Below are 12,699 nucleotides of genomic sequence, written 5' to 3' on the forward strand. Positions count from 1 at the left end.
TTTGTTTGTAAGTGGTTTGTATGTATCGTAGGGGTTAAATGTTAAAATGCATTATTCACTAATATTTTTCGATTCTGAAGAGTATTGCTTGGTAAAGACCACCATTTTTTAATTCATAATGCGATATTCATTAGGAGTGCTTCCAACATGCTGTTTGAAAAAGCGGGTGAAGTGCTGCGGATATTTAAAACCTAATTCATAAGCAACTTCATTAATGGTTTTTGTCGAATCGAATATCTTATTTTTAGCTGTATCTATTATTTTATTCTGAATGTATTCCTGGGCAGATTTTCCTGTTTCTTTTTTAATCAAATCACCAAAATAATTAGGAGAGAGATTAAGTTCGCCCGCATAATACGCTACAGAAGGCAGTCCTATAATATTAGGTTTATCCGAAGAAAAATAGCTGTTTAAGAGTTCTTCAAATTTTTCAACAATACCTTTATTTTCATTATCTCTGGTAATAAACTGACGGTCATAGAATCTTTCGCAGTAATTTAAAAATAATTCAATATTTGAGGCAATAAGCTTTTTGCTGTGCTTGTCAATAGACTGCTTTAATTCCGTTTCTATTTTAGCAAAACAATCAAAAACAAGCTGTTTTTCTTTCTCTGATAAGTGCAATGCTTCACTTGTATTGTAGCTGAAAAAATTATATTCACTAATGATTTTTGCAAGAGCGGTGCCTCGAATTAAATCCGGATGGAAAACCAATCCATGTCCTGCGGGCTGGTAATAATCTACCTTATTTTCAACATCAATGGTCTGACCGGGCGATACGAAAACTAAAGTTCCTTCCTGATAGTCGTAATAATTACGGCCGTATTTTAGATCCCCACATTTTACATCTTTAAGAAATATGCAGTAAAGTTCAAAATTCATCCTTGAACCTGTTCTTGGTTTTGCTTTATTAAAATCAATTATACTAACTAAAGGATGCAAAGTTTCATGATTATTAAAATCATTATATTCTTTAATAGTCTCGAAGTTAAATACCTGTCCCATGTCTTCATCGTTGTTTGTTACACAAATTTAGCTATTTAAGTACAGTTTTAACAGCAGTATACTCTGAATCAGTAATCTTGGTAGGAGATTCTGTAATCCGTATACCAAAACCCATGCTTTTAGTTCGGAAATTTGTAATAATAGAATTATAAAATCGTGTTACAATGCAAACTATAAAATTAAACAACGGAGTTGAAATGCCCATTTTAGGGTTTGGGGTTTTTCAAATGCAGGATCAGGCAGAATGTGAACAGGCTGTGGTTGATGCTATCGAAACAGGTTACAGACTAATTGATACGGCAGCGTCGTATATGAATGAACAGGCTGTTGGAAACGGAATTAAACGAAGCGGCATTGCAAGGGAAGAACTTTTTATTACAACAAAACTCTGGGTAAGCGATGCAGGTTATGAAAATACCTTAAAAGCTTTTCAGAAGTCATTAGACCTTTTGCAATTGGATTATCTCGATCTATATCTTATCCATCAGCCTTATGGCGATATCTACGGATCGTGGCGCGCCATGCAGGAATTATACCAAGCAGGAAAAGTAAAAGCTATTGGTGTTTCTAATTTTCATCCGGACAGAGTTATGGACTTAGTGTCGAATACTGGCTTTACGCCTGCAGTAAACCAGATTGAAACGCACCCTTTTCATCAGCAGAATGAATCGCAGCAATTTCTTCAGGACAATAATATTCAGATCGAATCCTGGGGGCCGTTTGCAGAAGGGAAGAATGACATTTTCACAAATAAACTTCTCACAGCAATTGCATCCAAATATAATAAATCGACCGCGCAGGTTATTCTGAGATGGCTCACTCAAAGAGGAGTAGTGTCAATTCCGAAATCAGTTCGTAAAGAAAGGATGGCAGAAAACTTCAACATTTTTGATTTTGAATTAACAGCTGAGGATATGGCTTCGATCAAATCTTTAGATACAAACGCAAGCCTGTTTTTTGATCACAGAGATCCCAACATGGTAAAATGGCTGAGTGAGCGAACATTAAACAGATAACTAACTAGAGATAAAATTTAAAATGGATAGAAGATCAATATTAAAAACGGCGGGTTTGGCATTGGCAGGAAGTGCACTGCTTCCTTTTGCTTCTTTTGCGAATTCTGATATAGAGGATATCGCTTCAGAAGAAAACAATCAGATTCCACTAACGGCTCCCGGAAAGCGAAAACTGGGAAAACTGGAAGTTTCCAGCATTGGTATTGGTGTACAGAATATGAGCCGTAATTACCAGACTACAGTTCCTTCCAGACCTGAAATGCACCGCATTATCCGATCAGCTTATGATAACGGGGTAACTTTTTTTGATGCTGCAGAAGCTTACGGGCCTCTGGAAGTGGAGAGAATTTTAGGCGAAGGAGTGCAGTCTTTTCGTGATAAGATTACAATTGCTACAAAATTCGGCTGGAACATTGATCAGGAGACAGGAAAACGTTTACCGGGTTTAAACAGCCAGCCTGAACATATTAAAATAGTTGTGGAAGGAATGCTGAAACGCCTGCGAACAGACAGAATTGATTTATTGTATCAGCACCGTGTTGACCCTCAGGTTCCAATTGAGGATGTTGTCGGCGTAATACAAGGTCTGATCAAGGAAGGTAAAGTACTGCATTATGGACTTTGCGAGCCGGGTCATCAAACCGTAAGACGTGCACATGCAATTCATCCGGTTACTGCTATTCAAAATGAATATTCATTATTATGGAGAGGGCCTGAAAAAGTGATTCTGCCGTTATGCGAAGAACTGGGAATTGGATTTGTGCCCTGGAGTCCTCTTGGTGTTGGTTTTCTCACAGGAGCCATTGACAGTAACACACGATTCGCACCTGGTGATATCCGTGGTATTGAATCCAGATTTTCGCCTGAAAACCTGCCTGCAAATATGGCTTTGGTTGAATTAATTCAAAAATGGAGCGCAGCGAAAAAAGCCGCACCGGCTCAAATTTCACTGGCATGGCTGCTGGCACAGAAACCTTGGATAGTACCAATTCCGGGAACAACCCAGATGGCGCATATGCTGGAGAACACAGGAGCATCTCAAATAAAATTTACGGCAAACGAATGGCAGGAGTTTAATACGGCCTTAAATGCCATTAAAATTGCGGGTGAACGATTACCTGCCGGGGTATTGGCTTTCTCGGATGTAGAAGCTCCCGAAAAAAAGAAATAATCTAATTTAAAGATAAAGATAATGGAAAAGAGAATATTAGGAAACAACGGACTTGAAGTATCTGCTCTTGGACTTGGCTGTATGGGACTGAGTTTTGGTTACGGAAAAGCAACAGAAAAAAATGAAGCCGTAGCTTTAATCAGGGCTGCTTTTGAAAAAGGTGTTACTTTTTTTGATACAGCAGAATGCTACGGTCCTTTTATAAATGAAGAAATTGTTGGAGAAGCTTTAGAACCATTTCGTAAAGAAGTGGTTATTGCAACCAAATTTGGATTTCAGGGAGGTGATTCGACAAAAGGTCTGGACAGCAGTCCTGCAAGAATTAGAGGAGTGGTCGAAGCTTCACTTAAAAGATTAAGAACGGATTCGATTGATTTGCTTTACCAGCACAGAGTTGATCCCAACGTGCCTATTGAAGAAGTTGCGGGAACGGTAAAAGAGTTAATTCAGCAAGGAAAGGTAAAACACTTTGGACTTTCAGAAGCGGGTGTAGAGACCATTCGAAGAGCGCATATTATACAGCCGGTTGCTGCACTCCAGAGTGAATATTCCTTATTTTATCGGGAACCTGAAAAAGAAATTATTCCGGTTTTAGAAGAATTAGGAATTGGTTTTGTGCCTTTCAGTCCGCTTGGGAAAGGCTTTTTGACAGGAGCTATAAATGAAGATACAAAATTTGAATCGTCTGATTTTAGAAATATTGTTCCTAGATTTTCAGAAGAAAACAGAAAAGCGAATCAAACCTTAGTAGAGCTTGTTAAATCAATTGCTGCACAAAAAAATGCTGCACCATCGCAGATTGCTTTGGCTTGGCTGCTAGCGCAAAGATCTTGGATCGTCCCAATTCCAGGAACAACAAAACTGCATCGATTGGAAGAAAATATTGGAGGAGCAGTAATACATTTAAGCAAAGAAGAATTAAACAATATAAATCTTGCTCTTAAAAACATAGAAATAGTTGGTGCACGTTATCCACAGCAATTACAGGATAGAGTTGGGAAATAATTTCCCGGCTGTTCTTACTTTCAAATACATTTAGAAATGAAAAAAATAGTTATCGGAGTTTTCTTTTTAATAAGTGTCACAGTCTTACAGGCGCAGCAGCAGACAAGAAAAAATAGTTTAGAAGTTACCACGGCTTCAGGAACTGTTCGTGGTATTGAAGAGGGAGATGTTTTGGTTTTCAAAGGTATTCCTTATGCGGCACCGCCCGTTGGTTCTAACCGCTGGCGCCCTCCACAGCCCGTAAAGCCATGGGAAGGAGTCAGAGATGCCAGTAAGGATTGTGCATACTGCCCGCAGGCAGGCTGGCCGCGAGGTTCGGGCATGTCGAAAACCTCAAGTGAAGACTGTTTGTTTTTAAACGTGTGGAAACCTTCTGATGGTGCAGCGAAATCAAAATTACCAGTAATGGTCTGGATTCATGGAGGTGCTTTTGTAGCAGGCAGCGGTTCGGGTTATTCTGGAACTGCATTTGCAAGGCAGGGTGTCATTCTGGTAACAATCAATTACCGTCTGGGACGTTTAGGACATTTTGCATTTCCGGCATTAAGCCAGGAAAATCCAAGTGAATATAAAGGCAGTTATGCTTATATGGATCAGATTGCGGCATTGCAGTGGGTACAGAAAAATATTGCTTCATTTGGAGGAGACGCAAAGAACGTAACCATATTTGGAGAATCTGCAGGAGGGGTTTCAGTACATTCTCTGCTGACTATTCCTTCAGCAAAAGGATTATTCCAAAAGGCGATTATTGAATCAGGCGGAGGACGTGACGGAGTGCTTACAGGAAGACCGATTGATAAAGAGAATGCGGACAAACATTATCCTGTTTCTGCCGAAACCATAGGTATTAATTTTGCCAAAAGATATAATATTCAAGGAACGGATGCTGACGCGCTTACTAAATTAAGAGCACTCAGCGCTTCGGAAATTGTAGATGACGGTAAGGAAACAGCGGGACAAAACGGACCTTCTACTTATTCTGGACCTATTCTTGACGGTCGTTTTGTAACAGAAACAGCCGAGAGTTTTTATAAAGCAGGAAGACAGCAGAACATTCCCATAATTATAGGATCGAATAATGCTGAGGTGCCCGCCGGTTTTGTTAATGCATCTTCAAAAGAAGAATTATTTTCCTTGTTTGGCAGTTTTAAAAATGAAGTGTCAAAAGCCTATGATCCTGACGGAAAAGGAGATTTCTCCAGAATCTTAACACTTGTCAATACAGATAAAGTCTGGGCAGAACCAGCCCGCTTTACAGCAAGGGAATTTACGTCTCAAAAGACGGCCGCTTATCTGTATCTGTTCTCCTATGTGCCTGAATCAATGAAAGAAAGAATGAAGTTTGGTGCTTCCCACGCCTCAGAAATTCCTTTTGTATTTGATAATCTTGTTGACGGATATGGTTTTAAAGCAGATGCAAAAGATCATGAAGTTGCCAAAATGATGAATGCCTATTGGGTAAATTTCGCTAAAACGGGCAATCCAAACGGTAAGGGATTACCTCAATGGCCTTCTTATAATACCAATAAAAATGAAGTTTTTGAATTCAAAGAAGATGGATCGGCAGAAAATAGGAGTGATGAAAGAAAAACAAGACTTGATGCGATAGAAAATTCTGTTGACAATAAATAGCAGTAAACTAAATAGAACAGGATGAAAAACATAATAATAAGAAGATGGAGTATTTTCTGTTTGTTATTGATAATAAGCAGTACCTCACTTACAGCGCAGAAAAAAATAAAACAAAATCCAATACTAATAGAAGAGCAGGGAAGCTTTGCTGTTGGCGGAACCATAATTGAAAACCCGGGAACTTTTGATCCTTATAATATTACGCCGGTAGGACAGACCTTTCGTGGAGATCATGCTTATGTTTTTTATCAAATTCCAGCCAATGCGCACAAATATCCGTTGGTCATGTGGCACGGCATAGGCCAGTTTTCCAAGACTTGGGAATCCACACCGGACGGGCGTGAAGGGTTTCAGAATATTTTTCTTCGCAAAAAATATCCTGTTTATCTGATCGATCAGCCCAGAAGAGGAAATGCAGGCAGAAGTACTGCGGAAGCAGCTATAAAACCAGTTCCGGATGAGCAGCAGTGGTTTGGCGTTTTCCGCGTAGGAATCTGGCCGGACTATTTTGATGGAGTACAGTTTGCCAGAGATAAAGAAACACTTAACCAGTACTTTCGATCGATGACACCAAATTTAGGGACAATTGATTTGAATGTTACTACAGATGCGGCTGCTGCGCTTTTCACAAAAACAGGTCCTGCAATTCTTGTGACGCATTCCCATTCAGGCGGAATGGGCTGGATGACAGCAATTAAAAACCAGAATGTAAAAGCCATTGTATCTTATGAACCGGGAAGCGGATTTTTATTTCCTGAAGGAGAGGTTCCATCGCCCATAGCGAGTTCTGCGGGAGCACTTGAAGCCGCCGGCATTCCCCTTAACGATTTTATGAAGCTGACTAAAATTCCCATCATAATTTATTACGGAGATAATATTCCCGATAAACCATCTAAAAATTCAGGTGCCGATGGATGGCGTGCACGTTTGGAAATGGCAAGACTATGGCGAGATGCCGTAAACAAAAAAGGCGGTGATGTTACGGTGGTGCATCTTCCTGAAATTGGAATTAAGGGAAATACGCACTTTCCATTTTCAGATTTAAATAACATTCAGATTGCAGATCTTATGTCTGACTGGTTAAAAGGAAAAGGACTGGATAAGTAACAGGAAAGAGACAAGAAAATGAAAAAACTAACAGCAATCTGCTTTATGCTTACAACAGCTGCCTGTATGTTTTCAGGCTGCAGTAAAGCGCAGGAAGCATCTCAGGATAATGCAGCGGTACAAACCGATAAAAAGATACTGATTGTGTATCTGTCACGAACAAAAAACACCAAAGCAGTTGCCGAGATGATTCATAAGAGTGTGGGAGGCACATTGACAGCATTGGAATTACAGAATCCTTACCCTGAAGATTATAAAACAATAGTCAGCCAGGTTGCCAAAGAAAACGAAACAGGATTTCTTCCTCCGCTTAAGACCAAGATAGACAATATTGAAAAATTTGATATTGTATTTGTAGGCTTCCCAACATGGGGAATGCAGCTGCCGCCGCCTATGAAAAGTTTTTTGAAGCAGTACAATCTGGAAGGGAAAACAGTTATCCCGTTCAATACCAATGCAGGTTATGGAATAGGTAGCACTTTTCAAACTGTAAATGAGTTATGTCCTAAAAGTACCGTTTTAGAAGGTTTTTCTACAAAAGGCGGGATAGAAAGAGACGGGATTTTATTTGTGATGGAAGGCAGCAAGGAAAAAGAAGTTCAGACTGAAGTTCAAAACTGGCTCAGGAAAATAAAAATGGTCAACTAAAATAAAAATAAAAATGAAAGCACTTTTAAGATTGACATTATTGTTAGCCGTATTATTTGCAGCGCCTATGAAAGCACAAACAAGTACAGATCAGGATTTAAATTCTAAACAGCGTGCGATTATCCGTATATCGGCGATAACGGCCAAAGGTGATTTAGTAAAACTAAAGCAGGAATTAAATAAAGGACTTGACGCAGGTTTGACAGTTAATCAGATTAAGGAAACACTAGTGCATTTATACGCCTACTGCGGATTTCCAAGAAGCATTCGCGGACTGCAGACTTTTATGGCTTTATTGGATGAGCGTAAAGCAAAAGGAATAACCGATACAATTGGAGCAGAGGCATCACCTATAAAAGACGAACGTTCGAAATATGAGCGTGGTAAAGCAGTACTGGCAGAACTCACCAAGACATCGCAGGACGGACCAAAAATAGGCTATTCTGCCTTTGCACCGGAAATTGACGTTTTTTTGAAAGAACATCTTTTTGCAGATATTTTTGAACGTGATGTTTTAACGTATTCTGAAAGAGAATTGGCAACGGTTTCTGTAATAGCCACTATAGGAGATGCAGAACCTATGCTCCAATCACATTTGAATATCTGCCTGAATGTGGGTTTAACGCCAAAACAGCTCCAGGAATTTGTTGAAATTATCAAAACAACGATTGGCGGAAAGGAAGCTTCGGCTGCACAAAAAGTGTTAAACGAGGTATTACAAGCCAAAAAATAAAAAATTAAAGCATGAAAAATGTATCGATTATAAAAGCACTAATACTAACCGTAATTACTATAAATATGGCACATGCACAAACTATTCAAAAAAGGTATGAGCAGAATCCATTTACCTTAGTGTATGATGGCGCGATAACTAAAAATGAAAAAGGTAAAGTAAATATTCATCCCGTAAAATATAAACTCAACGGAATTGATATTGCTGCCAATGTTTACACACCTGCAAATTATGATGCTTCAAAGAAATATCCGGCTGTTGTAATAGCACATCCTAATGGCGGTATCAAAGAGCAGACAGCAGGACTTTATGCGCAGCGTCTGGCTGAGAATGGGTATATAACCATTAGCGCTGATGCTGCCTATCAAGGAGCAAGCGGAGGAGAACCACGTCATACTGATAAACCGGCAAGCCGTGTTGAAGATATTCACGGTATGGCCGATTTTATTACACAATATGCGGGAGTAGATGCCAATCGTCTGGGTGTTCTTGGAATTTGCGGAGGCGGCGGTTATACATTGAAAGCAGCACAATCAGACAAACGTTTTAAGGCAGTTGCAACATTGAGTATGTTCAATTCTGGTGAGGTAAGGCGTAATGGTTTTCAAAATTCTCAATTGGCTACAATTCAGGAAAGATTACAGAAAACAACGGAAGCCCGCACCCAGGAAGCTGCAGGCGACAAAATGATTTACGCAGGTGTGGCGAGTATCACCGACGAAGAAATCGCTAAAACATCAACTGATTTATATCGTGAAGGATATGAGTACTACTATAGAACTTATGCACATCCAAATTCAACTTTCCTTTATACTATGAGCAGTCTGCTGGACTTAATGACCTGGGATGCTGCAACGAATATGGATTTAATCAACCAGCCATTGCTGATGATGGCTGGTAGTAAAGCCGATACCAAGTATATGACAGATGAAGCTTTTCCCAAAGCAGTTAATGCAAAAACCAAGGAACTTTTTGTTATTGAGGGCGCTACTCACATACAAACCTATTATAAACCAGAATATGTTTCGCAGGCTGTCACTAAATTACTGAGTTTTTTTCAGGCCAATATTTGATATTTTAAATAAAATAAAACATTATGAAGCTAATAAATTTAACAAAAAGCACGGCGATAGCTTTTCTATTCTGTATTGCAATGGCTGTAGTTTCTTGTAAAGATGGAAAAGAACAGAAGGCAGATTCTGTTTTAATTTTTCCGAAAGGCGATAAAATCACAAATAAGAATTTTACAGGAGAAGTATGGTTGAATAATCTGGCGCAGGCTGACAGCATTAATCAGAATGCAATTGGAAGTGTAACTTTTGAGCCTGGAGCAAGAACCAAATGGCACAGTCATCCCGCAGGGCAGATTATACTCGCTCTTGACGGAGTTGGATATTACCAGGAAAGAGGAAAGCCAAAAATTATTGTCAATAAGGGAGATGTCATTAAATGTCCGGCTGATATTCCGCATTGGCATGGTGCGAGCGCATATAAGAAGTTTATTCAGGTTGCAATTACAGGACGAGAAAAAGGAGAAACGATTTGGCTGGAACAAGTTAGTGACACCCAGTATAGTAAATAAAAAATTTAAAGGTATTTATAGTGTTTTTTAATATTTATTTGATTGACTCTCTTTTTTCCCACTTAAAAATTTGCGAATAACTACAGTTGCCATATCGGTTAGAAATTTTAAGATTTCAACTGCTTCATCAATGCTAACATTCATTCCTTCATCTTTAAGCATTTTTTGTGCTGTTTGAGGTGTAATTCTATCTTTAGATTCTTCTTCACATTACATTAGCTAAAATTTTGTTAACATGAAGGCAGTGTTCTTTATTAATAATATGGTTTTAAGATTGTTATGTTTGGTTTGAATCCAGTCAAGTTGACCTTACTGGATTACAAACTTTTAATATTTATAAGTTAAAGTGGGTTAATTCTTTAGAAAAAGTGCAAAAAAAAAGTTAAAACTCGCGTTTTAACTTTTTTTAAGAGTGACCTCGACTGGATTCAAACCAGTAACCTCTTGAGCCGTAATCAAGTGCGCTATTCAGTTGCGCCACGAGGCCTTTTGTTTTCAACTTGGCTAATTTTTCGTAGCTTTGTTGAGCGCTTATTGCGGGTGCAAAGATAGACATAAATGTGAGATATACAAGCATAAAATAACATAAAATTAAAAAAAAATGAAGATTGAAAATTATATACGTGATATTCAGGGTTTTCCCAAAGAAGGAATTTTGTTTAAAGATATTACTCCACTCTTAAATGACCCGGTTGCGAGAAAAGAATGCCTTAATATTTTAGTAGAATCTTTAAAAGGGCAGAAAATAGACAAGGTAGTAGGGGCAGAGAGCCGTGGTTTTTTCTTTGGAATGTTACTGGCACAGGAATTAAATGCAGGTTTTATTCCGGTAAGGAAACCTAAGAAACTGCCATATGAAACAATATCAGCATTTTATGAGCTGGAATACGGAACAGACAGTCTGGAAATACATACAGATGCCATTCAAAAAGGAGATCAGGTTTTAATTCACGATGATGTATTAGCAACAGGAGGAACCGCTAAAGCAGTTTGTGAACTGGTAGAAAAATTAGGTGGTGAAATTGTGCAATGTAATTTTTTAATGGAATTGACTTTCCTGAACGGAAGGGAGAAAATTAATAAGCATCCTGTTTTTGCCGCTATCACATATTAGTTTTTTAGTAGAAGAGATTAAATAAAATTGTCCTGCTTGTTATTAAACCAGGACAATTTTATTTTTAATAGCATATAGTACTAAACCAATTCGCGTTTTTATTTCCAGTTTATCAAACAAACATTCCCGGTATCCATCAATTGTTTTAGGGCTTAAACACATCTCTGAAGCAATTTCCTTATATGTTTTCTCAGTACAGGCATGTTTTATAAAAACGATTTCTTTTTCCTTCAAACTTATTTTTTTGGAATCATCATTGGCTTTTTTAACCAGCATTCCTGAAACCAGTTCAGTAAAATAAAAACCTTTTTCGATCACGGATATAATAGCCTCTTTAAAAATTTCGGGAGAAGTATCTTTAAGCAAATACCCTTTTGCACCGTTTGCCAGCATTTTTATAATAATCTCTTCATCATCATTTACAGATAATGCGATGACTTTCAAGGAGGGTCGGTTTTCTTTAATCCATTTCATGGTGCTGACACCATCTAAAACAGGCATATTCACATCTAATAAAATCAGATCTATATCTATATCAATATTGTCCTGCAGATAAGAGATAAAGACTTTGCCATTTTCAAAATGACTGATTACTTCAAAATCTTTAAAACTGGTAATAAGAAGCTCTAATGATTGAGAAAAAAGCTGGTGATCATCTACAATAATAATTCGATTTTTTTCTTTAGGTTTCATCGTATGGGGTTAAGGGATATTCTAAAGTTACAGTTGTTCCTGATGGATCTGATTTCATAATTAATAATGCGCCAATTAATTTGGCCCTTAATTTCATGTTATTTAATCCTAATCCTGAATTGGTTTTGAAAGAATCATAACCAATTCCAAAATCTTTCATTTCTAAATAAAAAACAGTAGTTGTTGTTGTAATATTTACCTCAAATAAATCACTGTGAGAATGTTTGAGACTGTTGTGTAATGCTTCCTGAAAAATACGATAAATAAACAAATCATGTTCTTCGTTAATGTTGGGTATTTCTCCTGTAAAGTTATAATTATATTGAATGTTTTTAAGTTTTTTTATACGTTCCAGATCTTGTTTTATAGCTTCTATGAAATTGGTTTGTAGTAAGTTGTCTTTATTTATAATCCGTGATAAGATTCTGATTTCGTCTAATGATTTAGCCAGTATTTGTTTAAGGTCTGTCAGTTCGCTGCTGTAAATGGGCTTGCCGCTATTGATGTACATATTGAGCTGCATAATGCCTACAGATACGATTTGACCAATATTATCATGCAGTTCTTTACTAATCTCGCTTAAAGTCTGATCTTTAATTTCGATCCTGGTTTTGATTAATTCTGATTGAAAATACAGTTCAGACTCCATCTTTTCGACCAGATACGTGTTTTTCTTCTTTAAAAAATAAAAGAAAAGGACAAGCAAAATGATCAGTAAAGTAAAAAATACGATACCAAGTGAAATGACTAATAGTTGTATTTCTTTTCGCTCCATAAAAATCCAATAATAAAACAACTGTGTGTTAGAAAATTTAATATAAACAACACGAGACTAAATACTGATTCATCCTCCGGAATTAGAAACCATTTGATAGCAAGCATAAAAGGCAAAAAAGGGACATGAAAAATTAAGATGCCCAATATGTACCAAAAAAACACTGATTTTTTAAAATTCAAAATTTTGTCTGAATTGAAAATCTCTATCAAATATAA

At 37.6% G+C, this 12,699-nt stretch carries 14 protein-coding genes and 1 tRNA gene; 10 read left to right on the plus strand and 5 right to left on the minus strand.

Translation table 11 applies throughout. The features are described 5' to 3' along the window. Positions 1-108: 108 nt before the first annotated feature. Complete coding sequence (locus tag ACHRWY_RS01985) at positions 109-1,005, minus strand: helix-turn-helix domain-containing protein (RefSeq protein ID WP_395352010.1); 897 nt, start codon at positions 1,003-1,005, stop codon at positions 109-111. Between the two features lie 164 nt (positions 1,006-1,169). Here ACHRWY_RS01985 and ACHRWY_RS01990 point away from each other — a divergent pair, with 164 nt between their 5' ends. From ACHRWY_RS01990 to ACHRWY_RS02030, 9 genes are read left to right on the plus strand one after another with little or no spacing between them, the layout of a single operon-like run. Next, complete coding sequence (locus ACHRWY_RS01990; RefSeq protein WP_395352011.1) at positions 1,170-2,021, plus strand: aldo/keto reductase; 852 nt, start codon at positions 1,170-1,172, stop codon at positions 2,019-2,021. A 22-nt stretch (positions 2,022-2,043) separates the two neighbouring features. Continuing rightward, positions 2,044-3,192, plus strand: a complete 1,149-nt coding sequence (locus ACHRWY_RS01995; RefSeq protein ID WP_395352013.1) for an aldo/keto reductase — start codon at positions 2,044-2,046, stop codon at positions 3,190-3,192. A 21-nt stretch (positions 3,193-3,213) separates the two neighbouring features. Further along, entirely contained in the window at positions 3,214-4,197 is a 984-nt protein-coding gene (locus tag ACHRWY_RS02000; protein WP_395352015.1) for an aldo/keto reductase, read from the plus strand. A 36-nt stretch (positions 4,198-4,233) separates the two neighbouring features. Then, on the plus strand, positions 4,234-5,829 hold the full coding sequence (locus ACHRWY_RS02005) for a carboxylesterase/lipase family protein (protein ID WP_395352017.1): 1,596 nt from the start codon (positions 4,234-4,236) through the stop codon (positions 5,827-5,829). Positions 5,830-5,850: 21 nt separating this feature from the next. After that, positions 5,851-6,936, plus strand: a complete 1,086-nt coding sequence (locus ACHRWY_RS02010) for an alpha/beta fold hydrolase (protein ID WP_395352018.1) — start codon at positions 5,851-5,853, stop codon at positions 6,934-6,936. 18 nt (positions 6,937-6,954) lie between these two features. Beyond that, complete coding sequence (locus ACHRWY_RS02015; protein ID WP_395352020.1) at positions 6,955-7,584, plus strand: flavodoxin family protein; 630 nt, start codon at positions 6,955-6,957, stop codon at positions 7,582-7,584. Between the two features lie 13 nt (positions 7,585-7,597). After that, complete coding sequence (locus ACHRWY_RS02020) at positions 7,598-8,317, plus strand: carboxymuconolactone decarboxylase family protein (RefSeq protein ID WP_395352021.1); 720 nt, start codon at positions 7,598-7,600, stop codon at positions 8,315-8,317. Between the two features lie 11 nt (positions 8,318-8,328). Beyond that, entirely contained in the window at positions 8,329-9,390 is a 1,062-nt protein-coding gene (locus ACHRWY_RS02025; RefSeq protein ID WP_395352023.1) for an alpha/beta hydrolase, read from the plus strand. Positions 9,391-9,413: 23 nt separating this feature from the next. After that, the gene (locus tag ACHRWY_RS02030) at positions 9,414-9,899 is read left to right on the plus strand and encodes a cupin domain-containing protein (protein ID WP_395352025.1); all 486 of its coding nucleotides are present in this window, start codon (positions 9,414-9,416) and stop codon (positions 9,897-9,899) included. Positions 9,900-9,926: 27 nt separating this feature from the next. Here ACHRWY_RS02030 and ACHRWY_RS02035 read toward each other — a convergent pair whose 3' ends face one another. Beyond that, positions 9,927-10,061 (minus strand): hypothetical protein, encoded by a 135-nt coding sequence (locus tag ACHRWY_RS02035; RefSeq protein WP_395352026.1) that lies wholly within the window; start codon positions 10,059-10,061, stop codon positions 9,927-9,929. A 251-nt stretch (positions 10,062-10,312) separates the two neighbouring features. Beyond that, positions 10,313-10,386 (minus strand) — tRNA-Arg (locus ACHRWY_RS02040). Positions 10,387-10,500: 114 nt separating this feature from the next. On the opposite strand from ACHRWY_RS02040, the gene ACHRWY_RS02045 reads away from it, so the two are divergent. Beyond that, the gene (locus ACHRWY_RS02045; RefSeq protein ID WP_395352027.1) at positions 10,501-11,013 is read left to right on the plus strand and encodes an adenine phosphoribosyltransferase; all 513 of its coding nucleotides are present in this window, start codon (positions 10,501-10,503) and stop codon (positions 11,011-11,013) included. 42 nt (positions 11,014-11,055) lie between these two features. On the opposite strand, the gene ACHRWY_RS02050 is transcribed toward ACHRWY_RS02045, so the two are convergent. Together ACHRWY_RS02050 and ACHRWY_RS02055 are read right to left on the minus strand one after the other, a co-directional pair. Continuing rightward, positions 11,056-11,706: a response regulator gene (locus ACHRWY_RS02050; RefSeq protein ID WP_395352029.1), complete on the minus strand. Its 651-nt coding sequence runs from the start codon at positions 11,704-11,706 to the stop codon at positions 11,056-11,058. Next, positions 11,696-12,481 (minus strand): sensor histidine kinase, encoded by a 786-nt coding sequence (locus tag ACHRWY_RS02055; protein ID WP_395352031.1) that lies wholly within the window; start codon positions 12,479-12,481, stop codon positions 11,696-11,698. The genes ACHRWY_RS02050 and ACHRWY_RS02055 overlap by 11 nt, the downstream gene beginning before the upstream one ends. Positions 12,482-12,699: the final 218 nt, after the last annotated feature.

This window comes from Flavobacterium sp. FlaQc-48, assembly GCF_044007335.1.
Taxonomy (GTDB): domain Bacteria; phylum Bacteroidota; class Bacteroidia; order Flavobacteriales; family Flavobacteriaceae; genus Flavobacterium.

Excerpts from the sequence above, each read along its gene's own strand:
- ACHRWY_RS02025 (WP_395352023.1), top strand. The coding sequence starts at position 8,329 with ATGAAAAATGTATCGATTATAAAAGCACTAATACTAACCGTAATTACT.
- ACHRWY_RS02020 (WP_395352021.1), top strand. The coding sequence starts at position 7,598 with ATGAAAGCACTTTTAAGATTGACATTATTGTTAGCCGTATTATTTGCA.
- ACHRWY_RS02005 (WP_395352017.1), top strand. The coding sequence starts at position 4,234 with ATGAAAAAAATAGTTATCGGAGTTTTCTTTTTAATAAGTGTCACAGTC.
- ACHRWY_RS02055 (WP_395352031.1), bottom strand. The coding sequence starts at position 12,481 with ATGGAGCGAAAAGAAATACAACTATTAGTCATTTCACTTGGTATCGTA.
- ACHRWY_RS01990 (WP_395352011.1), top strand. The coding sequence starts at position 1,170 with ATGCAAACTATAAAATTAAACAACGGAGTTGAAATGCCCATTTTAGGG.
- ACHRWY_RS01985 (WP_395352010.1), bottom strand. The coding sequence starts at position 1,005 with ATGGGACAGGTATTTAACTTCGAGACTATTAAAGAATATAATGATTTT.
- ACHRWY_RS02035 (WP_395352026.1), bottom strand. The coding sequence starts at position 10,061 with ATGCTTAAAGATGAAGGAATGAATGTTAGCATTGATGAAGCAGTTGAA.
- ACHRWY_RS02015 (WP_395352020.1), top strand. The coding sequence starts at position 6,955 with ATGAAAAAACTAACAGCAATCTGCTTTATGCTTACAACAGCTGCCTGT.
- ACHRWY_RS02000 (WP_395352015.1), top strand. The coding sequence starts at position 3,214 with ATGGAAAAGAGAATATTAGGAAACAACGGACTTGAAGTATCTGCTCTT.
- ACHRWY_RS02050 (WP_395352029.1), bottom strand. The coding sequence starts at position 11,706 with ATGAAACCTAAAGAAAAAAATCGAATTATTATTGTAGATGATCACCAG.
- ACHRWY_RS02030 (WP_395352025.1), top strand. The coding sequence starts at position 9,414 with ATGAAGCTAATAAATTTAACAAAAAGCACGGCGATAGCTTTTCTATTC.
- ACHRWY_RS02045 (WP_395352027.1), top strand. The coding sequence starts at position 10,501 with ATGAAGATTGAAAATTATATACGTGATATTCAGGGTTTTCCCAAAGAA.
- ACHRWY_RS02010 (WP_395352018.1), top strand. The coding sequence starts at position 5,851 with ATGAAAAACATAATAATAAGAAGATGGAGTATTTTCTGTTTGTTATTG.
- ACHRWY_RS01995 (WP_395352013.1), top strand. The coding sequence starts at position 2,044 with ATGGATAGAAGATCAATATTAAAAACGGCGGGTTTGGCATTGGCAGGA.